Source organism: Streptomyces sp. NPDC098101 (genome assembly GCF_044760185.1).
Classification (GTDB): domain Bacteria; phylum Actinomycetota; class Actinomycetes; order Streptomycetales; family Streptomycetaceae; genus Streptomyces.
In genome coordinates, this window is record NZ_JBIWAS010000001.1 from 1,142,956 (window position 1) to 1,166,276 (window position 23,321).

At 74.0% G+C, this 23,321-nt stretch carries 20 protein-coding genes; 11 read left to right on the forward strand and 9 right to left on the reverse strand.

What is annotated here, in order from left to right; all coding sequences use genetic code 11:
• Positions 1-40 precede the first annotated feature (40 nt).
• The 7 genes from ACIQVI_RS04580 to ACIQVI_RS04610 all read left to right on the forward strand — a co-directional run bounded on the left by ACIQVI_RS04580 (position 41) and on the right by ACIQVI_RS04610 (position 9,061).
• Positions 41-766, forward strand: a complete 726-nt coding sequence (locus ACIQVI_RS04580) for a succinate dehydrogenase cytochrome b subunit (RefSeq protein WP_403590973.1) — start codon at positions 41-43, stop codon at positions 764-766.
• Between the two features lie 2 nt (positions 767-768).
• Positions 769-2,715, forward strand: coding sequence for a fumarate reductase/succinate dehydrogenase flavoprotein subunit (locus ACIQVI_RS04585; protein WP_351970557.1), 1,947 nt, complete (start codon positions 769-771; stop codon positions 2,713-2,715).
• Positions 2,712-3,461: a succinate dehydrogenase/fumarate reductase iron-sulfur subunit gene (locus tag ACIQVI_RS04590; protein ID WP_403590976.1), complete on the forward strand. Its 750-nt coding sequence runs from the start codon at positions 2,712-2,714 to the stop codon at positions 3,459-3,461. Before ACIQVI_RS04585 ends, ACIQVI_RS04590 begins: the two co-directional genes overlap by 4 nt.
• Before the next feature lie 309 nt (positions 3,462-3,770).
• Positions 3,771-4,151, forward strand: a complete 381-nt coding sequence (locus ACIQVI_RS04595; RefSeq protein WP_351970559.1) for a tyrosinase cofactor — start codon at positions 3,771-3,773, stop codon at positions 4,149-4,151.
• Between the two features lie 26 nt (positions 4,152-4,177).
• Entirely contained in the window at positions 4,178-5,005 is an 828-nt protein-coding gene (locus ACIQVI_RS04600) for a tyrosinase family protein (RefSeq protein ID WP_351970560.1), read from the forward strand.
• Positions 5,006-5,204: 199 nt separating this feature from the next.
• Positions 5,205-6,713 carry an MFS transporter gene (locus ACIQVI_RS04605; RefSeq protein ID WP_403590980.1) on the forward strand — a complete coding sequence of 503 codons (1,509 nt, stop codon included), beginning with the start codon at positions 5,205-5,207 and terminating at the stop codon, positions 6,711-6,713.
• A gap of 521 nt (positions 6,714-7,234) precedes the next feature.
• On the forward strand, positions 7,235-9,061 hold the full coding sequence (locus ACIQVI_RS04610) for a lysyl oxidase family protein (protein WP_403590983.1): 1,827 nt from the start codon (positions 7,235-7,237) through the stop codon (positions 9,059-9,061).
• Positions 9,062-9,109: 48 nt separating this feature from the next.
• Here the strand turns inward: ACIQVI_RS04610 and ACIQVI_RS04615 are convergent, their stop codons facing one another.
• The 4 genes from ACIQVI_RS04615 to ACIQVI_RS04630 all read right to left on the reverse strand — a co-directional run bounded on the left by ACIQVI_RS04615 (position 9,110) and on the right by ACIQVI_RS04630 (position 14,777).
• Positions 9,110-9,811, reverse strand: a complete 702-nt coding sequence (locus ACIQVI_RS04615; RefSeq protein ID WP_403590986.1) for a GNAT family N-acetyltransferase — start codon at positions 9,809-9,811, stop codon at positions 9,110-9,112.
• 75 nt (positions 9,812-9,886) lie between these two features.
• Positions 9,887-11,053, reverse strand: coding sequence for a M23 family metallopeptidase (locus tag ACIQVI_RS04620; RefSeq protein WP_403590990.1), 1,167 nt, complete (start codon positions 11,051-11,053; stop codon positions 9,887-9,889).
• A gap of 190 nt (positions 11,054-11,243) precedes the next feature.
• Entirely contained in the window at positions 11,244-13,616 is a 2,373-nt protein-coding gene (locus tag ACIQVI_RS04625) for an ATP-binding cassette domain-containing protein (protein ID WP_403590993.1), read from the reverse strand.
• A 9-nt stretch (positions 13,617-13,625) separates the two neighbouring features.
• The gene (locus tag ACIQVI_RS04630; protein ID WP_403590996.1) at positions 13,626-14,777 is read right to left on the reverse strand and encodes an MsnO8 family LLM class oxidoreductase; all 1,152 of its coding nucleotides are present in this window, start codon (positions 14,775-14,777) and stop codon (positions 13,626-13,628) included.
• Positions 14,778-14,852: 75 nt separating this feature from the next.
• Here ACIQVI_RS04630 and ACIQVI_RS04635 point away from each other — a divergent pair, with 75 nt between their 5' ends.
• Positions 14,853-15,341, forward strand: a complete 489-nt coding sequence (locus tag ACIQVI_RS04635) for a hypothetical protein (RefSeq protein WP_403590999.1) — start codon at positions 14,853-14,855, stop codon at positions 15,339-15,341.
• 98 nt (positions 15,342-15,439) lie between these two features.
• On the opposite strand, the gene ACIQVI_RS04640 is transcribed toward ACIQVI_RS04635, so the two are convergent.
• On the reverse strand, positions 15,440-15,655 hold the full coding sequence (locus ACIQVI_RS04640) for a dodecin (protein WP_121829243.1): 216 nt from the start codon (positions 15,653-15,655) through the stop codon (positions 15,440-15,442).
• A 278-nt stretch (positions 15,656-15,933) separates the two neighbouring features.
• On the opposite strand from ACIQVI_RS04640, the gene ACIQVI_RS04645 reads away from it, so the two are divergent.
• From ACIQVI_RS04645 to ACIQVI_RS04655, 3 genes are all read left to right on the forward strand, one after another.
• Entirely contained in the window at positions 15,934-17,181 is a 1,248-nt protein-coding gene (locus ACIQVI_RS04645) for an extracellular solute-binding protein (RefSeq protein WP_403591002.1), read from the forward strand.
• A 138-nt stretch (positions 17,182-17,319) separates the two neighbouring features.
• Positions 17,320-18,117 carry a GNAT family N-acyltransferase gene (locus ACIQVI_RS04650; protein ID WP_351970569.1) on the forward strand — a complete coding sequence of 266 codons (798 nt, stop codon included), beginning with the start codon at positions 17,320-17,322 and terminating at the stop codon, positions 18,115-18,117.
• The gene (locus ACIQVI_RS04655; protein ID WP_403591005.1) at positions 18,114-19,076 is read left to right on the forward strand and encodes a lysophospholipid acyltransferase family protein; all 963 of its coding nucleotides are present in this window, start codon (positions 18,114-18,116) and stop codon (positions 19,074-19,076) included. The genes ACIQVI_RS04650 and ACIQVI_RS04655 overlap by 4 nt, the downstream gene beginning before the upstream one ends.
• Here ACIQVI_RS04655 and egtD read toward each other — a convergent pair.
• From egtD to egtA, 4 genes are read right to left on the reverse strand one after another with little or no spacing between them, the layout of a single operon-like run.
• Complete coding sequence (gene egtD, locus ACIQVI_RS04660) at positions 18,971-19,936, reverse strand: L-histidine N(alpha)-methyltransferase (RefSeq protein ID WP_403591008.1); 966 nt, start codon at positions 19,934-19,936, stop codon at positions 18,971-18,973. The genes ACIQVI_RS04655 and egtD overlap by 106 nt on opposite strands.
• Complete coding sequence (gene egtC, locus ACIQVI_RS04665; protein ID WP_351970572.1) at positions 19,933-20,685, reverse strand: ergothioneine biosynthesis protein EgtC; 753 nt, start codon at positions 20,683-20,685, stop codon at positions 19,933-19,935. The genes egtD and egtC overlap by 4 nt, the downstream gene beginning before the upstream one ends.
• Positions 20,685-22,016 carry an ergothioneine biosynthesis protein EgtB gene (gene egtB / locus ACIQVI_RS04670; protein WP_403591011.1) on the reverse strand — a complete coding sequence of 444 codons (1,332 nt, stop codon included), beginning with the start codon at positions 22,014-22,016 and terminating at the stop codon, positions 20,685-20,687. Before egtB ends, egtC begins: the two co-directional genes overlap by 1 nt.
• Complete coding sequence (gene egtA, locus ACIQVI_RS04675) at positions 22,013-23,290, reverse strand: ergothioneine biosynthesis glutamate--cysteine ligase EgtA (RefSeq protein WP_403591014.1); 1,278 nt, start codon at positions 23,288-23,290, stop codon at positions 22,013-22,015. The genes egtB and egtA overlap by 4 nt, the downstream gene beginning before the upstream one ends.
• Positions 23,291-23,321: the final 31 nt, after the last annotated feature.

The window sequence follows — 23,321 nt, forward strand, 5'->3', positions numbered from 1 at the left end:
TCTTGGACCTCTCGGGTCCTCCGACCCTAGCCTCGACGGCATGGCTCTGGCACCCACGGGGAACCGGACGACGGGACGCCCGCCGTCCCCCACACCGTCACGCGGATTCCTCTCCTCGACGCTCGGCAAGAAGACGGTCATGGCCGTCAGCGGGCTGATCATGCTCGGCTACCTCGTCGCCCACGTCGCCGGAAACCTCAAGGTCTTCTTCGGCCCCGAGGAGTTCAACGAGTACGCCCACTGGCTGCGCGTCATGGGCGCCCCGCTCCTGCACCACGAGTGGGCCCTCTGGATCGTGCGGATCGTGCTCCTCGCCGCCGTCGGCGCCCACGCCGTCTCCGCGTACCAGCTGAGCCGGCGCGACATCAAGGCACGCCCCACCGCGTACGTCCACCGCCGCAAGCGGGCCTCGTACGCCACCCGCACCATGCGCTGGGGCGGGATCATCCTCGCCCTGTTCATCGTCTGGCACATCCTCGACCTGACCACCGGCACCGTCCACACCGGCGGCTTCGAGGAGGGCAAGCCCTACCAGAACGTCGTCGACACCTTCTCCACCTGGTACGGCAACGCCATCTACCTCGTCGCCATGCTCGCCGTCGGACTCCACGTCCGCCACGGCTTCTGGAGCGCCGCCCAGACCCTGGGCGTCGGCAACGCCCGCCGGGAGCGCCTCCTGCGGGCCCTGGCCAACGGCCTCGCGATCGTCCTGACCGCGGGCTTCGTCTCCGTACCCGTCGCCGTCATGACCGGAGTGGTGAGCTGACCGTGAACTTCGCCGACTACGCCCTCGGTGAGCCGATCACCGACACCAAGGCCCCCGCCGGACCCGTCGCCGAGCGCTGGGACACCCGCCGCTTCGAGGCCAAGCTGGTCAACCCCGCCAACCGCCGCAAGCACCGGATCATCGTCGTCGGCACCGGCCTGGCCGGCGGCTCCGCCGGCGCCACCCTGGCCGAACAGGGCTACCAGGTCGTCCAGTTCTGCTTCCAGGACTCCCCGCGCCGCGCCCACTCCATCGCCGCCCAGGGCGGCATCAACGCCGCCAAGAACTACCGCAACGACGGCGACTCGGTGCACCGCCTCTTCTACGACACCGTCAAGGGCGGCGACTTCCGCGCCCGCGAGTCCAACGTCCACCGCCTCGCCCAGATCTCCGTCGAGATCATCGACCAGTGCGTCGCCCAGGGCGTCCCCTTCGCCCGCGAGTACGGCGGCCTCCTCGACACCCGCTCCTTCGGCGGCGTCCAGGTCTCCCGCACCTTCTACGCCCGGGGCCAGACCGGCCAGCAGCTCCTCCTCGGCGCCTACCAGGCCCTGTCCCGGCAGATCGCCGCCGGACACGTCGAGATGCACGCCCGCACCGAGATGCTCGACCTGATCGTGGTCGACGGACGGGCCCGGGGGATCGTCGCCCGCGACCTGATCACCGGCGCGATCTCCACCCACTACGCCGACGCCGTCGTCCTGGCCACCGGCGGCTACGGGAACGTCTTCTACCTGTCGACGAACGCGATGAACTCCAACGCCACCGCCGTCTGGCGGGCCCACCGGCGCGGCGCGTACTTCGCCAACCCCTGCTTCACCCAGATCCACCCCACCTGCATCCCGCGCACCGGCGACCACCAGTCCAAGCTGACCCTGATGAGCGAGTCGCTGCGCAACGACGGACGCATCTGGGTCCCCAGGGCCAAGGGCGACACCCGCCCGGCCGCCGAGATCCCCGAGGACGAGCGCGACTACTACCTGGAGCGGATCTACCCCTCCTTCGGCAACCTCGTCCCCCGCGACATCGCCTCCCGCGCCGCCAAGAACGTCTGCGACGAGGGACGCGGCGTCGGCCCCGGCGGCCAGGGCGTCTACCTCGACTTCGCCGACGCCATCCGCCGCATGGGACGCGGGGCCGTCGAGGAGAAGTACGGCAACCTCTTCGACATGTACGAGCGGATCACCGCCGAGAACCCGTACGAGGTCCCCATGCGGATCTACCCCGCCGTGCACTACACGATGGGCGGGCTCTGGGTCGACTACGACCTCCAGACCACCGTCCCCGGCCTCTTCGCCATCGGCGAGGCGAACTTCTCCGACCACGGGGCCAACCGGCTCGGCGCCTCCGCCCTCATGCAGGGCCTGGCCGACGGCTACTTCGTCCTGCCCGCCACCATCAACGACTACCTCGCCCGCCACCCGCACGCCGAACCGGTCACCGACGACCACCCGGCCGTCCGCGAGGTGCTCGCCGAGACCGGGGACCGGCTCAACCTGCTGCTCGCCGTCGACGGCGACCGCACCCCCGACTCCTTCCACCGCGAACTCGGCGAACTCATGTGGGAGTTCTGCGGCATGGCCCGCACCGACGAGGGACTGCGCAAGGCCCTCGCCCGCATCCCCGAGATCCGCGAGGAGTTCTGGCGCCGGATCAAGGTCCCCGGCACCGGCGAGGAGTTCAACCAGTCCCTGGAGAAGGCCAACCGGATCGTCGACTACCTGGAGCTCGCCGAGCTGATGTGCCTCGACGCGCTCCACCGCGCCGAGTCCTGCGGCGGCCACTTCCGCGAGGAGTCCCAGACCCCCGACGGCGAGGCCGCCCGCCGCGACGAGGAGTTCGCCTACGCGGCGGCCTGGGAGTTCACCGCCCCCGACCGCGCACCCGTCCTCCACAAGGAGGAACTGACCTTCGAGTACGTCCACCCCACCCAGCGGAGCTACGCATGAAGCTCAACCTGCGCGTCTGGCGCCAGCGGAACGCCGACGCCGACGGCACCATGGCCACCTACGAGGTGGACGACATCTCCCCCGACATGTCGTTCCTGGAGATGCTCGACACCCTCAACGAGGAACTCACCCTGCGCGGCGAGGACCCCGTGGCCTTCGACCACGACTGCCGCGAGGGCATCTGCGGCGCGTGCAGCCTCGTCATCAACGGCGACGCGCACGGCCCGGAGCGCACCACGACCTGCCAGCTCCACATGCGCTCCTTCCGCGACGGCGACACCATCGACGTCGAGCCCTGGCGCGCCTCCGCCTTCCCGGTCGTCAAGGACCTGGTCGTCGACCGCTCGGCCTTCGACCGGGTCATCCAGGCCGGCGGCTACGTCACCGCCCCCACGGGCGCGGCCCCCGAGGCCCACGCCACGCCGGTCCCCAAGGCCGACGCGGACTTCGCCTTCGAGCACGCCGAGTGCATCGGCTGCGGCGCGTGCGTGGCGGCCTGCCCCAACGGCTCGGCCATGCTCTTCACCTCGGCCAAGGTCAACCACCTCAACGTCCTGCCGCAGGGCTCCCCGGAGCGCGAGACCCGGGTCCTCGACATGGTCGCCCAGATGGACGCGGAGGGCTTCGGCGGCTGCACCCTGACGGGCGAGTGCGCGACCGCCTGCCCGAAGGGGATCCCGCTGCCGTCGATCTCGGCGATGAACCGGGAGTGGCTGCGGGCGCGGAGGAAGGCGGGCCGAGGCTGAGGCCGGTCGCGACTGAGGTCGGATCCGGACAATCCGAGGGCGTGGGCTCCGCCACACATCGCACCCCCGGGCGAAAGATCATTCACGGAAAGATCACTTTCTCCGTAAGATTTTCGCCCAGGGGTGCTTCCGTGTGCGCGAACAGCAAGATCAACTCCGTTCAAACCTGTACTTTATGTGGCAAGTTGACCACTTCACGGCCAACCCTCCGTCGGCGATTTCCGCCGCGTCCCTCCTCGCGGGTACTGATGACCCCTGCCGGGGGCATATGACCAAACCCCCGGTCGCACAGACCACTTGGGGGTTTCCATGTCCAGCATCACCCGCCGCCGGGCTCTCGGCGTCGCGGCAGGCGCCGCGGGCGCCGTCGCGGTCCTCGCCCGCACGGGGCAGGCCGCGACCGCGGCGCCCCGCGCCGCAGCCGACGACCCGGCCTCCTTCGACGAGGTCTACCAGGGCCGCCGCATCCGGGGCGGCCCCGCGCACGGCGGCGGTCACCACGGGGGACACCACGGCGGCGGCTACACCGTCACCGTCGACGGCCGCGAACTGCACGTCATGCGGAACGCCGACGGCACCTGGATCAGCGTGATCAACCACTACGAGCCCGTCGCCACGCCCAGGGAACTGGCCCGCGCGGCCGTCCGCGAACTGCGCGGCGCCCCGCTCGTCCCCCTCGCCCTCGGCTGACCGATCCAGGAACAGGCACCACCACCATGACCGTACGCAAGAACCAGGCCACCCTCACCGCCGACGAGAAGCGGCGCTTCGTCGACGCCCTCCTGGAGCTCAAGCGCTCCGGGCGCTACGACGCCTTCGTCACCACGCACAACGCCTTCATCATGGGCGACACCGACGACGGCGACCGCGTCGGCCACCGCTCGCCGTCCTTCCTGCCCTGGCACCGGCGCTTCCTCCTGGACTTCGAGGCGGCCCTGAAGTCCGTCGACCCGACCGTCACCCTGCCCTACTGGGACTGGACCGCCGACCGGACCGCCCGCGCCTCGCTGTGGGCGCCCGACTTCCTCGGCGGCACCGGACGCGCCCGCGACGGCCAGGTCACCGACGGCCCCTTCGCCCGGGCCGGCAACCGCTGGCCGATCACCGTCCGGGTCGACGGACGCGACTTCCTCCGGCGCGACCTCGGCGCCGGCGGCCGGCAGCTCCCCACCCGCGCCGAGGTGGACTCCGTCCTCGCCATGGAGACCTACGACACCGCCCCCTGGAACAGCGCCTCCGACGGCTTCCGCAACCACCTGGAGGGCTGGCGCGGGGTGAACCTCCACAACCGCGTCCACGTCTGGGTCGGCGGCCAGATGGGCACCGGGGTCTCGCCCAACGACCCCGTCTTCTGGCTGCACCACGCCTTCGTCGACAAGCTGTGGGCCGACTGGCAGGCCCGCCACCCCGGCTCGGCCTACCTGCCGGCCGCGGGCACCCGGAACGTCGTGGACCTCCACGACACCATGCGCCCGTGGAACGACGTGACCCCGGCCGACATGCTGGACCACACCCCCCACTACACCTTCGACACGGCGGCCTGACGGTCCCCGCACGGCCTCCCGGCCCGGGTGCCCCCGCACGGACACCCGGGCATTTGCCCACATCAACGGATGATCGAGGTGAAAAGGAGGAATCGGGAAGCCGTGCGCCGGGTACCCGGGTCTTCGCAGGCCGGGAGGCGCCCGCGGTCCGTGCCGCGCGCCGCCCACCCGGTCGTACCCGAGGGAACCAGGAGGACACGTGACCGGGCAAGAGTCGGCGCAGGCCCCGCACCGGCAGCAGGACGCGCCGGACCCGAACCGGTGGAAGGCGCTCGGCGTCTGCCTCGTGGCGGGGTTCATGACCCTGCTCGACGTGTCGATCGTGAACGTCGCGCTGCCCTCGATCCGCTCCGGCCTCGACACCCCCGAGTCCGACCTGCAGTGGGTGCTCTCCGGCTACGCGCTCGCCTTCGGGCTCTTCCTCATCCCCGCCGGACGGCTCGGCGACGCGCGCGGCAGGCGCAGCGTCTTCATCGTCGGCCTCGCGCTCTTCACCCTCGCCTCGGCCTCCTGCGGAGCGGCCCAGACGAGCACGTGGCTGGTGATCTCGCGGCTGGCCCAGGGAGTGGCCGGCGGCCTCGTCTCTCCCCAGATCTCCGCGCTCATCCAGCAGATGTTCCGGGGCCGCGAGCGCGGCCGGGCCTTCGGGATGTTCGGCACGGTCGTCGGCATCTCCACCGCCGTCGGCCCCCTCCTCGGCGGCCTCCTCATCCAGACGGCGGGCCCCGAGGAGGGCTGGCGCTGGGTCTTCTACGTCAACCTCCCGATCGGGATCGTCTGCCTGCTGCTCGCCCGGCGCCTGCTCCCCGACACCCCGGACGCCAAGCCGGTACGGCTCCGCCGCCTCGACCCGGTCGGCGTGCTGCTCCTCGGCGCCGCCGTGCTCGCCCTGCTGCTGCCCTTCGTCCAGTCCCAGCAGTGGCCCGGGAACGGCAAGTACCTCCTCGTCCCCCTCGCCGCCGTCCTGCTCGCCGTCTTCGTCTGGTGGGAACGCCGCTGCGCCCGGTCCGGCGCCGAGCCCCTCATCGACCTGGAGCTCTTCCGCGTCCGCTCCTACTGGCTCGGCTCGCTGCTCATCCTGCTCTACTTCGCGGGCTTCACCTCGATCTTCTTCGTCAGCACGCTCTACCTCCAGAGCGGACTGCACTACACCGCGCTCCAGGCCGGGCTCACCATCACCCCCTTCGCCCTCGGCTCGGGGATCGCGGCCGGGATCGGCGGCCGGCTCGTGGACCGCTTCGGCCGGCCGCTCGTGGTGGTGGGCCTGGCGATGGTGGCGATCGGCCTCGCCGGGACGGCGTTCGCCGTGCACCAGGTGCCCGGCAGGGGCGCGGGCTGGGCGATGCTCGCCCCGCTGCTCCTCGCGGGACTCGGCAGCGGCCTGGTGATCGCCCCGAACCAGACCCTCACCCTCTCCGAGGTGCCGGTGCGGCGCGCGGGCAGCGCGGGCGGCACCCTGCAGACCGGCCAGCGGGTCGGCTCGGCGATCGGCATCGCCGCGGTCGGCTCGGTCTTCTTCGGCCAGGTCGCCCAGGACGGCTGGGCCACCGCCTACGACCACGGCCTCCTCGTCTCGATCGCCTTCGTCGCCGCCTCGCTCGCCGTCGCCGTCGCCGACGTGGTGGCGGGCCGCCGCGCCGCCGCGCGCGAGGCATCGGCTCCCCGCGACGAAGCCGCCTCCCGCGACGGGGCCGCTCCACGCGGCTGAGCCGGCGCGCTCCGCGCGACCGGAACGGGACGGCTCCGCCAGGAGGGATGGCACACACGCTCGGGCCGCCCTCCGCGTCCAGGCCGCTCCCGAGTCCGGACGCCTCTTGCGTACGCCCAGGGCCTCCCCGCGCCCGGGCCGCCTCTCCGCCCTGATGGGCCGGGGCTCCACCGACCGACCAGGCCTGCTCCCGCGCCCGGACCGCCTCCTGCCCGCCCAGACCGCTCCGGTACCCGGGTCCCCCGGTACCGGACCCGCCCCGCGTGACAGGGCGCCCCGCGTCACGGTGCGCCCTTCCCCTAACGCGGCGCGGCCGATCCGCCCGTTTTTCCCGCGACGGCGCTATTCGGCCAACATCCCGCCGATTTCGGCTCCCCGGACAACCGGGTGCCGGATCCCCTCCTCTCACCGCACGGGCGCGGCGAGTGCCTCTCGTGGCGCCGGCCGGGCAGTGGTCCTGTCCCGCCGGGCCGGAGGACCGCCGCCCGTTGCCTCTCCACAGCGTCGAGAACGAGGGAACCATGACCACTACGCGCACCACCCGGCTGAGGCGTCCGCTGCTCGCCGGCACCACGGCCGTCGCCGCCATGGCCGTGACGGCCGGATTCATGGCCGCCGCCCCGGAGCGGGCGACGGCCGCGACGGGACCCAAGCTGAGCCTCGTCGCGGCGACCGGCTCCGTCACGCTCACTTCCTGGAAGGAGGAGCCGGGCGTCTACCTGGACCTGGGCACCTACCTCACCGCGGAGGGAACGCCGCTGGAGCTCAAGGTGACCCGGAAGTCCTACAAGGACCCGGTCGTCGTCACCCAGACCGTGTACGAGGGCGGCAAGGCCAAGGCCAAGACGCTGCCCCAGGGCACCGTGAAGGACTTCTCCGGGCTGCCCGGCTTCGCCGAGATCACCCTCACCGACAAGGCGGGCAAGAAGGTCGTCAGCCGTACGGAGAGCTTCTGTCCGAACAACGCCAGCGGCCGGATCCGCCCCGACGCTCCCGCCACCTCGAAGTATCCGGAGAGCTGCCCCACCAACCCCTTCACCCTCGGCTCCGTGTGGGGCGTCGAGAAGGGGTGGGCCGCCAACACCTACGCCGGTTCCTACACCCAGCCGGTGAAGCTCGCCGCCGGCACGTACACGGCCAAGGTCGGCGTCGCCAAGAAGTACCGCGACCTCTTCGGCATCGCCGACAAGCCCGCCACGGTGAAGGTCACCGTCCAGGAGCGCAGCTGGGAGGACGGCAACGGCGTCTCCGCCGCCCGGTCGGCCGCCGCCGGGGAGCACGCCGGACACGGTACGGCCGGAGGGCACGCCGGGCACGGCACGGCCGGGGAGCACGCCGGGCACGGAGCCGCCCACCAAGCCCCCGACGCGCACGCCGGGCACCACGGCCCGGTGAAGCCCGCCCAGGCCGGCGCGCCCGAGACCAGCGGCGCCACCCCCTCGTACAACGTGGGCCACGGACCGCTGAAGGCCGCCCCGCCGGCCCTGCCGTGGGCGCTGAAGAAGCAGCAGCAGGCCGCGCTCGCCGGGGCGCGGGGCACCGACGCGGCCGGGGCGCGGACCGGCGACGCCACCGGGCAGACCGACGGCTCGCGCAAGGCGCCCGCCCTCACGCCGGCGGCCAAGCGGCCCACCGGCAAGGCCTCCGTCCCGGACGTCCCCAAGCCCGACCTGCGCTCGCTGCCCGCGTACGGCATCACCATCAGCGACGGCACGGAGAACGTCCCCGGCAAGGACTACCTGGCCTTCAGCGCCAACGTGTGGAACGCCGGACCGGCCCAGCTCGTCGTGGACGGCTTCCGCTCGCCGGGCAAGGCGAAGATGGACGCCTACCAGTACTTCTACGACGCCAAGGGCAAGCAGGTCGGCTACACCCCGACCGGCACCATGGAGTGGGACCCGCGCCCCGGCCACGTCCACTGGCACTTCACCGACTTCGCCAGCTACCGGCTCCTGAAGGCCGACAAGAAGGAGGCGGTCCGCAGCGGCAAGGAGGCCTTCTGCCTGGCCAACACCGACGCCGTCGACTACACGGTGAAGAACGCCAACTGGCACCCGTTCAACACCGACCTGGCCACCGCCTGCGGCCAGGAGAACTCGATCTCCGTCCGCGAGGTCCTGGACGTCGGCTCCGGCGACACCTACACCCAGGACCTGCCGGGGCAGTCCTTCGACATCACGGACGTGCCCAACGGCACCTACTACATCCAGGTCCTGGCCAACCCGGCCAAGCGCCTGAAGGAGACCAACCTCGACAACAACAGCGCCCTGCGCAAGGTCGTCCTCGGCGGCAAGCCGGGGAAGCGGACCGTGACGGTCCCGGCGCACGACCTGGTCAACGCGAACTGACCGCGGACGCCGCTCACGCCGGGGACACCGCTCACGCCGGGGGAGCGGTCACGGGGTGCGGAAGCCCCGGAAGGTCACATGCTTCCGGGTGGTGAAGCCGAGCCGCTCGTAGAGCGCGATCGCCGCGGCGTTCTTCTCGGCCACGTGCAGGAAGGGCCGCTCGCCCCGGGCCAGGACGCGGTCGGCGAGCGCGCCCACCAGCCGGGCGGCGTGCCCCCGGCCGCGCACCTCGGGATCCGTGCAGACGGCGCTGATCTCGGTCCAGCCCGGCGGCCGGAGCCGCTCCCCGGCCATGGCCACCAGCCGGCCGCCGTCGCGGATCCCCAGGTAGGTGCCGAGTTCGCGCGTGCGCGGCCAGAACGGCCCCGGCTGCGTGCGCGCGATCAGGTCGAGCATCTCGGGCACGTCGGCCGCGCCGAGTTCGACCACACCGGCGTCGTCGGCGCCGGACGTCCCGCCCCCGGACCAGAGCATCTGCCGTCCTTCGAGGACGAAGACCGGCTCCCAGTCCGGCGGCGGGACGGCCGCGCAGCTGAACATGTCGGCGAAGGCGTCACGGCCGAGGAGCCGCGCGAGGTCGGCCCAGTCCGCCGCGTCCGCGTCGGCGGGCAGCGCCGAGAAGGTCGCGACCTCCGGCAGGTACGTGGCGGTCCTGCCGTGCCGGCGTCCGAGCCCCGCGTGACGACCGCGCAGCGACTCGCCCACCGGGTCGTCGAGCACCGCGAGGCCGTCGCCCTCGTCGTTCGTCATCGTCTGTCGCCTTTCCTCGGGACCGCCACTGTTCCACAGGGCCCGGGGAGCGCCGCCGAGGGGTCCGGGATCCGGTCAGCCGGTGCGGTTGTAGATCGCCGTGCCGGGGCAGGCCGTGACGCCCAGGCGGGTGCCGCAGCCGGAGTACTGGCCGGAGCCGTTCCACCACGTCCAGCCGCCGATGGTGCGGCCGTTCAGCCAGGTGTACTGGCCGTTGTAGTTGGCGTCGTAGGTGCGCAGGCTCCAGTGCACGTGGGCCCCGGTCGCGGATCCGCCGGCGCAGGTGTCGGTGCCGATGCTGCCGAGCAGGGCGCTGCGGGCGATCGACGTCCCGTTGTAGTAGGTCGTGTTCCGCATGTGGTAGTAGTCCGTGGAGAAGCCGCCGGGGTGGATCACCCGGGTCCAGCCGCCGCCGGCGCCGCACATCGAGGTCGCCGTGCCCTCGCGGGACGAACGGACCAGGCCGCTGGCGTTGCCGCCGGCGAAGTCGAGGGCGCTCCAGTAGCCGGACCCGCTGTCGTGGGCGTGCGGGCCGCCGGTCAGGGTCATGTAGTAGTCCGGCATCCAGGGCAGCAGCAGTCCGTTCACGTTGGCCTGGGCCCCGGCGGGCGACACCTGTGTCCGCGGTGCCTGTGCCGGCGGCGTCGCCCTGCGCTCGGCGTACGCCGTCATGGTCCGCCGTTCCGCCTCGCCGACCAGCGGCGACCGGGCCACGTGCTCGGCGAACTCGCGGTCGCCCTCCAGGCCCGCGACCCAGCGCCCGTCCTCACGGTGGGCGATGTAGAGCCAGCCCTCCGGTTCGCCGTGCCGTGTGCGCGGGGCCTCGACGTAGGCGACGCCGCGGGCCCAGTCGCGCGAGACGGCGCGCACGTCGACGACCACCTTGCGGCCCTCGGCGGCGAGCCTGCCGACGGCGGTCGCCGGGGCGAGGCCCCCGGCGTCGTGGGAGCGGGAGAGGACGTCGGCGGAGACGGCGTCCACCAGCGCCTTCCGGTCGGTGCCGAGCCGGTCGGCGACGGCGGCCGGCATCTTCACGGCGACCCCGGCGGACGGCGAACCGGCAGACGGGGAAACGGAGAAGGGCGAAACGGCGGACGACGAAACGGCGGACGGCGCGTCGGCGGCGGTCGCGGAGACCGGGGCCGGTGCCGGGCGGGCCGTCGAGGCCGAGGGCGCGGCGGCGAGCAGGCCGGTGGCGGCGAGGACGGTGAGGGCGACTCTCGCGGGGAGTCCGGAGAACACGGGCGGCGTTCCTTTCGCTCGGGAGAAGGATCCACCGGACGTGCGTCGATCCGACCCCCCGTGGGATTGACGTGTACCTGACTGAGTGTGTCGTTCGCGGTCAACGCGCGTCAACCGTGTCAAGACGTCGTCATTGATCCGCCCAATGGCGACGGCCGCGCGGCCGGACGCCGACCGGAGCCCCCGCGCCTCAGGAGCGGGGGGAGGCCCCTCCGGAGAGGGCCCGGGCCAGATACGGAGCGGTGCGGCTGTCCGCCGCCCCCGCCACCCGCTCCGGGGGACCCTCGGCCACGATCCGGCCGCCCCGGTCGCCGCCGTCCGGGCCCAGGTCGATCACCCAGTCGGCGGTGGCGACCACGTCCATGTCGTGCTCGACGACGACCACCGAGTGCCCCGCGTCCACCAGGCCGTGCAGCTGGCGCATCAGGACCTCCACGTCGGCCGGGTGGAGCCCGGTGGTCGGCTCGTCAAGCACGTACAGGGTGGGGGAGCGGTGCGGCCGCTGGAGCTCCGAGGCGAGCTTGATGCGCTGGGCCTCGCCGCCGGAGAGCTCCGTGGCGGGCTGGCCGAGCCGCAGGTAGCCGAGGCCCACGTCGAGCAGGGTGCGCAGGCTCCGGGCGGCGGCCGGGACGTCCGCGAGGAAGGCGGCGGCGGACTCCACGGTCAGGTCCAGGACCTCGGCGACGGTGAGGCCGCGCAGCCGCACCCGGAGGGTCTCGGGGTTGTAGCGGGCGCCGTGGCAGTCGGGGCAGGGCGCGTACGTACTGGGCAGGAAGAGCAGCTCGACCGAGACGAAGCCCTCGCCCTGGCAGGTCTCGCAGCGCCCGCCGGGCACGTTGAAGGAGAAGCGCCCCGCCCTGTACCCGTGCGCCCTCGCCTCGTCGGTCTCCGCGAACAGCTTGCGGACGACGTCGAACAGGCCGGTGTACGTGGCGAGGTTGGAGCGCGGGGTGCGGCCGATGGGCCGCTGGTCCACCGTCACCAGGCGCCCGGCGCCCTCCACCTGCCCGGTGAGCGCGTCCACGAGGGTGGACTTGCCGGAACCGGAGACGCCCGTGACGGCGGTGAACACCCCGAGCGGGAAGGCCGCGTCCACTCCCCGCAGGTTGTGCCGGGTGACCGGCCCCGTCCGCAGCCAGCCCGCAGGTTCGCGCACGGTCCGCGCGGGGACGGGCTCCCTGCCGAAGAGGAACCGGCGCGTCACGGACTCCTCGACGCCGGCCAGATCGCCCGGCGGCCCGCTGTGCAGCACTCGCCCGCCGTGCACCCCGGCCCCCGGCCCGACGTCCACCAGCCAGTCGGCGTGCCGGACGACGTCGAGGTGGTGCTCGACGACGAAGACCGAGTTCCCCGCCGCCTTGAGCCGGTCGAGGACCACGAGCAGGGCCTCCGTGTCGGCCGGGTGCAGCCCCGCCGACGGCTCGTCGAGGACGTACACCACGCCGAAGAGCCCCGAGCGCAGCTGGGTGGCGAGCCGCAGCCGCTGGAGCTCGCCGTTGGAGAGGGTGGGGGTGGCGCGGTCCAGGCTCAGATAGCCCAGGCCGAGTTCGGTCACCGTGCCGATCCGGGCGACGAGGTCCCCGGTGAGCACCCGCGCGGTCTCCGTCGCGTCCGCCCCGGCCGCCGCCGTGGAGAGGAGACCGGCCAGGGCCGTCAGCGGCAGCGCGGCCAGCTCCGCGACGGTCCGGCCCGCGAAGGTGACCGCGAGCGCCTCGGGCCGCAGCCGCCCGCCCCCGCACACCGGGCAGGGCGCGCTGGTGAGGAAGCGTTCCGCCTTCGCGCGCAGGGCCGGGCTCTTCGAATCGGAGAAGGTGCGCAGGACGAGCCGCCGGGCGCTCGTGTACGTGCCCTGGTACGGGCGCTGGATCCGCCCCGCCTCCCGTACCGGGTGCACCGTGACGACCGGCTGCTCGTCCGTGAACAGGATCCACTCCCGGTCCTTCGCGGCCAGCTCCCGCCACGGCCAGTCGACGTCGTACCCCAGGGCGTCGAGGACGTCCCGCAGGTTCTTCCCCTGCCACGCGCCCGGCCAGGCCGCGACGGCCCCCTGGCGGATCGACAGGTCCGGATCGGGCACGAGCAGTTCCTCGCTCGTCTCGTGGATCCGCCCGAGCCCGTGGCACGAAGGGCACGCGCCCGCCGCCGTGTTGGGGGAGAAGGCGTCGGAGTCCAGCCGCCCGGCCCCCTCCGGATAGCGGCCGGCCCGCGAGAACAGCATCCGCAGCGAGTTGGAGAGGGTGGTGACCGTGCCGACGGACGAGCGGGCGTTCGGCGACGACCGGCGCTGCTCCAGGGAGACGGCGGGCGGCAGCCCGGTGATCTCGCCGACCGAGGGCGCCCCCACCTGGTGGATCAGCCGCCGCGCGTACGGCGCCACCGACTCGAAGTAGCGCCGCTGCGCTTCCGCGTAGACCGTGCCGAAGGCGAGCGACGACTTGCCGGAGCCGGAGACCCCGGTGAAGGCGACGAGCGCGTCGCGGGGGATGTCGACGTCGACCCCGGCGAGATTGTGCTCACGGGCGCCGCGGACGCGGACGTACGGATCGTGGGGGCTGTCGTGCATGATCCGATTTTATGCGCTATCCGCTGTTTGCTCCGGACGGGTGCGGCCGGACGGGCCTTCCGGGCGGGTGAGGCCGGGCGGCTCCTCCGGGAGGGTGCGGCGGGGTGGCTCCTCCGGGCGGGCGAAGCTGGGCGGCTCCTCCGGGCGGGTGCGGGGCGTCAGCCCCACCGCCCGCGCCAGCCCCCGGTACGACGCGCTCAGCGCCTCCCGGTCGTACGTGCTCGTGGTCACCAGGACCTCCTGCGCCCCGGTCTCCTCCACCATCCGTTCCAGGGCCCCGGCCACCTGCTCCTCCGTGCCGTGCACGTGCCCCCGGAGCCCCGCCTCGTAGAACCCCCGCTGCTTCTCCGTCATCGGCAGCCGCTCGATCCGCCCGGGGGCGTCGAGCGGCGGGAAGTCCCCCCGGGTGCGCGAGTACGCCATCGCCCAGGCCTCCGGGACCAGCAGCCTCCGGGCCTCCTCCTCGGTGGCGGCCACCGCCACCGTCCCGGCGACGACCACGTACGGCTCGGCGGCCCACGGGGACGGGCGGAAGCCCGCCCGGTACGTGTCGACGGCGGCGAGCAGCCGGTCCCGGCCGCGCAGGTCGCCGATGACCAGCGGCAGCCCGGCCGCCGCCGCGATCGCCGCCCCCTCGCCCGTCGCGAGGACGAAGGGCGGCACCCGGAGGCCCTCGGCGGGCCGCGCGTGCACCCGGGGGTGGGCGGTCTGCCCGCCGGTGAACCAGCCGAGGAGTTCGGAGAGCTGCTCCCCGAACCGGTCGGCGTCGTCCGCGTCCCGGCCCAGGGCCCGGCGGACGCCGTCCGTGAAGCCCACCGAACGGCCGACGCCCATGTCGATCCGGCCGGGGAAGAGGGACTCCAGGACGCCGAACTGCTCGGCCACGACCAGCGGCCGGTGGTTGGGGAGCATCACCCCGCCCGTGCCGACGCGGACGGCGGAGGTCGCGGCGGCGACGGCCGCGGCGAGGACCGTGGGCGCCGACCCGGCGACCCCGGGCACGCCGTGGTGCTCCGACACCCAGAAGCGGTGGTAGCCGAGGGCCTCGACCTCCCGGGCGAGGCGCACGGTCTCGCGCAGCGCCCGCGCGGCGTCCTCGCCCTCCCGGGTGCGGGAGCGGTCGAGTACGGAGAACCGGACGTCGCCGGGGAAGCTGCTCACGCAGGGTTCAACGCCGTGGGGTGCGAGGGATTCCCGGCCCGTCCGCCGGAGGGCCCCGCCTCCTACCCTGGCCCCGTGACACAGGACAACAGGCCCCTCGCCGTCTTCGACCTCGACAACACCCTCGCCGCGACCGCGCACCGCCAGCACTTCCTGGAGCGCAGGCCCAAGGACTGGCACGCCTTCTTCGCGGCGGCGCCCGGCGATCCGCCGCTGGCGGAGGGCGTCGCGCTGTGCCGGGAGGCGGCCGGGGAGTGCGAGGTCGTCTACCTCACCGGGCGGCCGGAGCGGTGCCGCCGCGCGACCGTGGACTGGCTGGCGGCGCAGGGGCTCCCGGCGGGGCCGGTCCACATGCGGCGCGACCGCGACTTCCGGCCGGCCCGGGTGACCAAGGTGGAGGTCCTGCGCCGGCTCGCCGCCGACCGCCCGGTCAGGATGCTGGTCGACGACGACGCGCAGGTCTGCGACGCGGCGGAGGCCGCCGGCTTCACCGTCGTACGGGCCCTTTGGGCGACCCCCTCCGAGGTGCTGAGGGAGGCGCAGGAGGAGGAGGGCCGGACCTGACGCCGGCGCGCCGGACCTGACGCCGCCGCGCCGGGCCCGCCGCCGACGCGCGAAGGACCCGGCCCCGCCGCGCGGAGCCGGGTCCCGGGACGCGCCCGTCAGGTCTCGTCCTCCAGGCGGAAGCCGACCTTCAGGCCGACCTGGTAGTGCTCGATCGAGCCGTCGACGAGGTGGCCGCGCACCTGCGTCACCTCGAACCAGTCGAGGCCCCGCAGGGTCTGCGAGGCGCGTTCGATGCCGTTGCGGATGGCCTGGTCGACGCCCTCGGTGGAGGTGCCGACGATCTCGGTGACGCGGTAGGTGTGGTTCGACATGGGGGACGAGCTCCTCTCGGTGCGTTCCCTCCACCGTGCCCCAGGCCGCGCCGGGGCGCGACACGACGACCTCCCCACGGCCCACGGGGAATTACCGTCGGTAAGGGCACAGATCGTCCTTACCGGGGGCGGAACGGGATGGTCAAGGACTTGACCATCCCGTTGGTCCAGACCAGAATCCAGGCCACATACCCGCGCGAACACCCCGTTCGGTCCCCCCATGCCGGGTCAGCCCCCATACCGCACGACCCTGTGCTGAACCGCAGAAGGTGACCCACGTGAAGAACCGACATCTCGTCTGTCCCCTGGCAGCCGCCACCGCGCTCGCCCTCTCGGGCTGCGGGATGCTCCCGGGCGGCGAGGGCACGAAGACCGTCAACATCTGGCTGATGCGGGACAGCGCCAGCGAGGACTTCGTCGAGCGCTTCAAGAAGGCCTACGAGGAGGAGCACGACGGCGTCGAGCTCCGGTTCACCGTCCAGGACTGGACCGGCATCGGCAAGAAGGTCACCGAGGCGCTCGAGGGCCCCGGCGGACCCGACGTCATCGAGGTCGGCAACACCCAGGTCGCCCAGTACGCCGACACCGAGAAGCTCTTCGACCTCACCCTGGAGTCGGTCCGCGACCTCGGCAGCGAGGACTGGCTGCCCGGCCTCGCCGAGCCCGGCAGCATCTCCGGCTCCCAGTACGGCATCCCCTGGTACGCCGCCAACCGGATCGTCATCTACAACAAGGACCTGTTCCGGGACGCCGGCATCGACAAGCCGCCGGCCACCCGCGCCCAGTGGCTCGCCGACACCGAGAAGCTCAACAAGAACGGCTCCCAGGGCATCTACCTCGCCGGACAGGACTGGTACACCCTCTCCGGCTTCATCTGGGACGAGGGCGGCGAACTGGCCGTCGACAAGGGCGGCGAGTGGACCGGCGCCCTCGACAGCCCGGCGGCCCAGCGCGGCATGGCCTTCTACAAGGACCTCCAGTCCCTCGGCTCCGGCCCCAAGAACGCCGACGAGCAGAACCCGCCGCAGGCCGACGTCTTCGCCAAGGGCGACGTGGCCCAGCTCATCGCCACCCCCAGCGCCGTCGCCGCCATCCTCAAGACCAACCCGGAGCTCAAGGACAAGCTCGGCTACTTCCCGATACCCGGCAAGAAGGCCGGCCAGCCCTGCGCCGTCTTCACCGGCGGCTCCGACCTGATCATCCCGGAGAACGCCCCCCAGCGCGGCGCCGCCCTCGACGTCGTCAAGGCGATGGCCGGCGAGAAGTGGCAGACCGAACTCGCCCGCGCCATGGGCTACGTGCCCAACAAGAAGAGCCTCGCCTCCGTCGTCGCCGGCCAGGAGGCCACCGCCGTCATGGCCCAGGGCGCCGCCCGCGGCCGGGCCACCCCCAACTCCCCGCAGTGGGCGGACGTCGAGGGCGACAACCCGATCAAGCCCTACATGACGGCCGTCCTCCAGGGCGAGGACCCGCTCAAGGCGGCCCGCAAGGCCTCCGAGGCGATCACCGAGACCCTCGCCGAATAGCATTCAGCGTTCGCACACCCGCGAGCCCCCGGACGGTCACGTCGAATCCAGCCGGTCACGGAAGAAGTAAGGAGCCGGGCCACCGCGCGAGCGGCCCCGGCCCCGCCCCTTCCCTTCCGTCCGCCGGAGGCGCCCGCCATGTCCGCACCGACGCACACGCTCGCCGTCCCCGCCCAGCCCCGGACCCGGGCCGCCGAGCGGCCCACGCCCCGGTACGCCGTCGGCCTCGCCCGCCACCAGGAGGACGTGCGCGCCGCCCAGCGGCTGCGCCACCAGGTCTTCGCCGGCGAGATGGGGGCCCGGCTCGACGGTCCCGAGCCCGGCCTCGACACCGACGCCTTCGACGCGTACTGCGACCACCTCCTCGTACGGGAGGAGACCACCGGCGAGGTCGTCGGCACCTACCGGCTCCTGCCGCCCGAGCGGGCCGCCGTCGCCGGGCGCCTCTACTCCGAGGGCGAGTTCGACCTCACCCGGCTCGCCCCCGTCCGGCACGACCTCGTCGAGGTCGGCCGCTCCTGCGTCCACCCCGCCCACCGCAACGGCGCCGTCATCGCCCTCATCTGGGCCGGACTCGCCCGCTACATGGCCGAGACCGGCCACAACTGGCTCGCCGGATGCTGCTCGATCCCGCTCGCCGACGGCGGCGCCCTCGCCGCCGCCACTTGGGACACCGTCCGGACCAAGCACCTCGCCCCCGAGGAGCACTGGGTCACCCCGCACCGCCTGTGGAGCCCCGAGGGCGTCGCCCGCCCCGAGGGCCGCACCGAGCTGCCCCCGCTGCTGCGCGGCTACCTCCGGCTCGGCGCCTGGGTCTGCGGCGCCCCCGCGCACGACCCCGACTTCGGCGTCGCCGACCTCTACGTCCTGCTCTCGCTGCGCCGCACCAACCCGCGCTACCTCAACCACTTCCTGTCGCTCGCCCCGGCCCGGTGAACGGCCCCACGGCCCTCCCGCCGTGGCTCCCCACGGCGCCCTGCACCCCGGGCCGCTGCGCCGCCCACCCGGACGGCACCGGCCCCGACTCCGGAGCCGGCCTCCCGCGGGCCCTGGCCCGGCTGACCGCCGGCACCGCCGCCGTCCTCCTCGGCGTCCTGCTCGCCCCGGCCGCCGCCCCGCTCCCGCCCGCCGCCCGGCTGGCCCTCGTCCGGCTCTGGACCCGGACCGTGGTCCGCGCCTTCGGCGTCCGCGTCCGGTACGAGGGGACCCCCGCCGCCGGCCCGCTCCTCGTCGTCGCCAACCACGTCTCCTGGCTGGACGTCCCGCTCCTCGCGGCCGTGCTGCCCGCCCGCACGGTCGCCAAGGCGGAGGTGCGCCGCTGGCCGGTCCTCGGCCTCCTCGCCGCGCTCGGCGGCACCCTCTTCATCGAGCGGGACCGGCTGCGGGCCCTGCCCGGCACCGTCCGCGCGATGGCCGGGATCCTCGCGGCCGGCGGCCGGGTGGCCGTCTTCCCCGAGGGCTCCACCTGGTGCGGCCGGGAACGGGGACGGTTCCGGCCCGCCGCCTTCCAGGCCGCCCTGGACGCGGACTGCGCCGTACAGCCCGTACGGATCGACTACCGGCCCGCCGACGCCGCCGCGTACGTCGGGGACGACCCGCTCGGCACCTCCCTGTGGAGGGTCGTCACCACCCGGCGCCTCACCGCCGAGGTCCGCCTCGCGGACCCCCTGCCGAGCGGCCGGTACCCGGACCGGCGCGCCCTCGCGGCCGCCGCCCAGCGGGCCGTGGCCCCACGGGGAACAACCCGGCGGGACCCGGCCCGGCGGGACCCGGCCCGGCGGGTTCCGGCTCAGCGGGCCCGCGCCAGCGACAGCGCGAACCTGTCCCCGTCGTCCGTCCACCAGCGGGCCAGGTCGAGGCCCGCCGCCGCCAGCTCCTCCCGCACCCCTCCCTGACGGAACTTCGCGGACACCTCCGTCCGCAGCTCCTCGCCCGCCGCGAACGGCACCACGAGGTCCAGCTCCGGGATCTTCACGGTGAGCGCGCGGCGGGCGCGCAGCCGCATCTCGATCCACTCCCGCCCGGCGTCCCACACCGCCACGTGCTCGAAGTCCGCCGGATCGGCGTCCGCGCCCAGCTCCCGGTCGATCACGGACAGCACGTTCTTGTTGAACTCCCCGGTCACCCCGGCCGCGTCGTCGTAGGCGGCCACCAGCGTCGCCTCGTCCTTCACCAGGTCCGTGCCGAGCAGCAGGGAGTCGCCCGGTGCGAGCATCGAGCGGACCGAGCGCAGGAAGGTCCGCCGCTCCTCGGGGAGCAGATTGCCGATCGTGCCGCCGAGGAAGGCCACCAGACGCGGCCCCGGCGTCCCGGGCAGCGCGAGCCCCCGGGTGAAGTCCGCGACCAGGGCGTGCACCCGCAGCTCCGGCCGCTCCGCGAGCAGCGACTCCGCCGCCCCGGTCAGCGCCGACTCGCTCACGTCCACGGGCACGTAGCTGTCCAGACCGGGCAGCAGCGCGTCGATCAGGAACCGGGTCTTCTCGGAGGACCCCGAGCCCAGCTCCACCAGGGTCCTCGCCCCCGTCTCCGCGGCGATCTCCGGCGCCCGCGCGGCCAGGATCTCCCGCTCCGCCCGCGTCGGGTAGTACTCGGGCAGCCGGGTGATCTCCTCGAACAGCTCGCTGCCCCGGGCGTCGTAGAACCACTTGGGCGGCAGCTCCTTGGGGGAGCGGGTCAGACCGTGGACGACGTCGGCGCGCAGATCGGCGCCGGCGGCGTCCGGGTCGAGGGTGCGGGTCAGCTGGTACGGGCTCACGCGGGCGGCTCCTTGAGCGGGGTGAGGGCGACGTCGGTGCGGTCGGCGGTCACGAGCGTCCGCTCGGGCACCTCCCGCCAGCGGGGATCGTCGTCGTACGGTTCGGAGGCCACGACCGCCCGGCCGGGACCCGTCAGGTACCAGAGGCTGTTGCCCCAGGCGGTCGCGGCGATCCGGTCGCCGTCGGTGACGAGGAGGTTCAGCCGGGACCCGGGGGCCGCCTGCGCGACCTCCCGCACGGTGGCGGCGAGCGCCTCGCCCGGCGCGTCCCCGGCCCGCAGCCGGTGCAGGACCAGCGCCCACACGAGCGCCGAGTCGGTACGGGCCTCCAGGCGCAGCAGCTCCCCCGCGGACAGCGTCGCGGCGAGCGGGGTCAGCGTGTCCGGCCAGCCCGGCACCGCGCCGTTGTGGCTGAACAGCCAGCGCCCGGAGGCGAAGGGCGTCGCCGCCGCCTCCCCGTCGGCGCCGGGCAGCGTGGCCCCCCGGACCGCCGCGAGCAGCGCCCCGGAGCGCACCACCCGGGCGAGGTCCGCGAAGGAGAGGTCGCCCCAGATCGGCCCGGCGCGCCGGTACCGCGCGGGCACCGGATCCCCCTCGGCGTACCAGCCGACCCCGAACCCGTCGGCGTTCACCACCCCGCTGGTCTGCGTACGGGGCTCCCAGGACTGGCGCAGGAGTCCGTGCTCCGGCCGCACGATCAGCTCCCCGAGCGCCACCGGCCCGCCCACATAGGCGATATGACGGCACATCAGCCGAGCTCCGCGGAGCGGGCCGTGCGGAAGCCGGAGAAGATCTGGCGCCGCACCGGCAGGTCCCAGTTGCGGAAGGTGCCCCGGCAGGCGACCGGGTCCACCGCGAACGAACCGCCCCGCAGCACCTTGTGCTCCGGCCCGAAGAACACCTCCGAGTACTCCTTGTACGGGAAGGCCGTGAAGCCCGGGTACGGCAGGAAGTCGCTCGCCGTCCACTCCCACACGTCCCCGATCAACTGCCGCACGCCCAGCGGCGAGGCGCCTTCCGGGTAGCTTCCGGCCGCCGCCGGGCCCAGGTGCCGCTGCCCGAGGTTCGCGTGCTCGGGCCCCGGGTCCCCGTCGCCCCACGGATAGCGGCGGGAGCGGCCGGTGGCCGGGTCGAACCGGGCCGCCTTCTCCCACTCGGCCTCCGTCGGCAGCCGGCGCCCCGCCCAGCGGGCGTAGGCGTCCGCCTCGTACCAGCTCACGTGCAGCACCGGCTCCTCCTCCGGCACCGGCTCGGTCGCCCCGAACCGGCGGCGCAGCCACTGCCCGCCGTCCTTGCGCCAGAACAGCGGCGCCCCGATGCCGTGCTCGCGGATCTGCGCCCACCCGGCGGGATGCCACCAGCGCCGGTCCGTGTAGCCGCCGTCCGCGACGAAGGCCAGATAGGCGCCGTTGGTGACCGGGACGGTGTCGATGTGGAAGGCGGGGACGTCCCGCCGGTGCGCCGGGCGCTCGTTGTCGAGGGCCCACGGCTCGTCCGAGGTCCCCATGGTGAACGGGCCGCCGGGGACGAGGACCTCGGACGGCAGCGGACCGCTCCGGCGGACCGGCGGCGGGGGAGCGGTCAGGACGGGCGGCCCCTTCCGCAGCTGATGGGTGATCAGCATCGTCTCGTCGTGCTGCTGTTCGTGCTGGGCGACCATGCCGAACACGAAACCCGCGTCGAGCAGCGGCCGCCCCTCGAACGGCGCCCCCTCCAGCACGTCGAGGATCCGGAGCCGTACGTCCGCCGCGTAGGCGCGGGCCTCGCCCGGCGCGAGCAGCGGCAGCGACGGGCGCTCGGCGCGCGGGTGCTCGAAGGCGTCGTAGAGGGAGTCGATCTCGGGCCGCAGCGCGTCGCGCCCCGCGACGGCCCGCCACAGCCACTGCTCCTCCTGGTTGCCGATGTGCGCCAGGTCCCAGACGAGCGGCGACATCAGCGGGGAGTGCTGGGCGGTGAGGTCGTCGTCCTCCACGCAGGAGGTCAGCCGGAGGGTGCGCTCCCGCGCCGCCGCCAGGGCGTCCAGCGCCCGCTCGCGCAGCGCCTCGGCACCGGCGCCCGTCCCGGTCGCGTGCGCGGTCATGACGTCACCGCCTCGGGCGTGTCGGCCGGGGAGCTCCCGGGAACCACGTACCGCTCGTGGAAGGCGGCGACCGCCCGCCGCACCTCCTCGCTCGCCCCGATCCGGGGCAGCGCCTCCAGGGCGGCGGAGAACACCGTCCGCGCGGCGGCGTGCAGATCCGGATCGGCCAGACCGTCACGGGCGGCCGCCACCCACAGCGGATTGCGCGGCGCCGGGTCGTCACCGGCCCGCTCCGCGAGCGGCTTCACCGCCCGGTACACGGTCTCCGCCGCCTCCGGGTCGTCGAACACCGCCGTCGTCACGGCCGCCGGCACCATCCAGCCGTCCCGCCCCGACTGCGCGTCGACCATCCGGAACTCCAGATGGCCGCGCGGCCGCACCGGCGGGAAGAGCGTCGTCATGTGGTAGCGCAGGTCGTCGACGTCGGCCGGACGGGGGAGCCCCGTACGCAGCCACTCCCGGAAGGTCAGCCCCTCCGGCACCGCCCACGGCCCCTCGTCGGTCCGCACGCACAGCACCGGGGTGTCGAGCACGTGCGCCGCCCACTCCGTCCGGGGATCCCCGTCCGGGGCGGGCGCGGACGCCCGCCGCGGCGCGAGCGTCCGCACCGGGTCGAGCTCCGCCCACAGGAACTGCCGCGTCGAGCGCCAGCCGGTGCGGCGCCCGCCGTGCACCGGCGAGTTCGCGAAGGCGGCCACCAGGACCGCGCCCAGGAGGTGGGCAAGGCGCCACCGGCGCCGGTAGTTCAGCGGGCCCGGCCCGTCGACCCCGGCGTCGAGGCAGATCTGCACCGAAGCCGACTCGCACATCATCGCCCGCCCGGCCGGTCCCGTCCGGTCGAGCGCGGCCTCCATCGCGTCGTAGCGCGGCTCGTGGAGCACCCGGCCGCGCGACGCCTGCCAGGGGTCCACCCCGTAGCCGCTGAGGGCGAGGCCGAGCGGCCCGAGCGCGCCCCGCACCGCCCGCAGGTCGGCGGCGAGCGAGTCCAGGCACTCCATGAGCGACCCGGCGGGCCGCGAGCTGAGCTCCAGCTGACCACCGGGTTCGAACGTCAGGGCCGACACCAGGGGCAACGCCCGTACGGTGTCGAGGGCCGCGGCGAGCCGCTGCGGCCGTACGGGCACCCGGGGGTCCCGCAACTCGTGCACCAGCCACTCCAGCTCCACCCCCACGGTGCGGGGCGGGCCGGTCTTGAAGCAGATACATCGCAGCAGTTCCTCCGCCTCCGCCTCGGTGAGAGGGGGGCCGCCACGCGGTATGCCGCTCGGCGACATCCGTGCACCTCCTGGTCCTCTGAGGGGACCG

Coding starts and splice junctions, on each gene's coding strand:
- ACIQVI_RS04595 (WP_351970559.1), top strand. CDS start 3,771: ATGTCCAGCATCACCCGCCGCCGGGCTCTCGGCGTCGCGGCAGGCGCC.
- ACIQVI_RS04615 (WP_403590986.1), bottom strand. CDS start 9,811: ATGACGAACGACGAGGGCGACGGCCTCGCGGTGCTCGACGACCCGGTG.
- ACIQVI_RS04650 (WP_351970569.1), top strand. CDS start 17,320: ATGTCCGCACCGACGCACACGCTCGCCGTCCCCGCCCAGCCCCGGACC.
- ACIQVI_RS04580 (WP_403590973.1), top strand. CDS start 41: ATGGCTCTGGCACCCACGGGGAACCGGACGACGGGACGCCCGCCGTCC.
- ACIQVI_RS04610 (WP_403590983.1), top strand. CDS start 7,235: ATGACCACTACGCGCACCACCCGGCTGAGGCGTCCGCTGCTCGCCGGC.
- egtA (WP_403591014.1), bottom strand. CDS start 23,290: ATGTCGCCGAGCGGCATACCGCGTGGCGGCCCCCCTCTCACCGAGGCG.
- ACIQVI_RS04600 (WP_351970560.1), top strand. CDS start 4,178: ATGACCGTACGCAAGAACCAGGCCACCCTCACCGCCGACGAGAAGCGG.
- egtB (WP_403591011.1), bottom strand. CDS start 22,016: ATGACCGCGCACGCGACCGGGACGGGCGCCGGTGCCGAGGCGCTGCGC.
- egtC (WP_351970572.1), bottom strand. CDS start 20,685: ATGTGCCGTCATATCGCCTATGTGGGCGGGCCGGTGGCGCTCGGGGAG.
- ACIQVI_RS04625 (WP_403590993.1), bottom strand. CDS start 13,616: ATGCACGACAGCCCCCACGATCCGTACGTCCGCGTCCGCGGCGCCCGT.
- ACIQVI_RS04590 (WP_403590976.1), top strand. CDS start 2,712: ATGAAGCTCAACCTGCGCGTCTGGCGCCAGCGGAACGCCGACGCCGAC.
- ACIQVI_RS04640 (WP_121829243.1), bottom strand. CDS start 15,655: ATGTCGAACCACACCTACCGCGTCACCGAGATCGTCGGCACCTCCACC.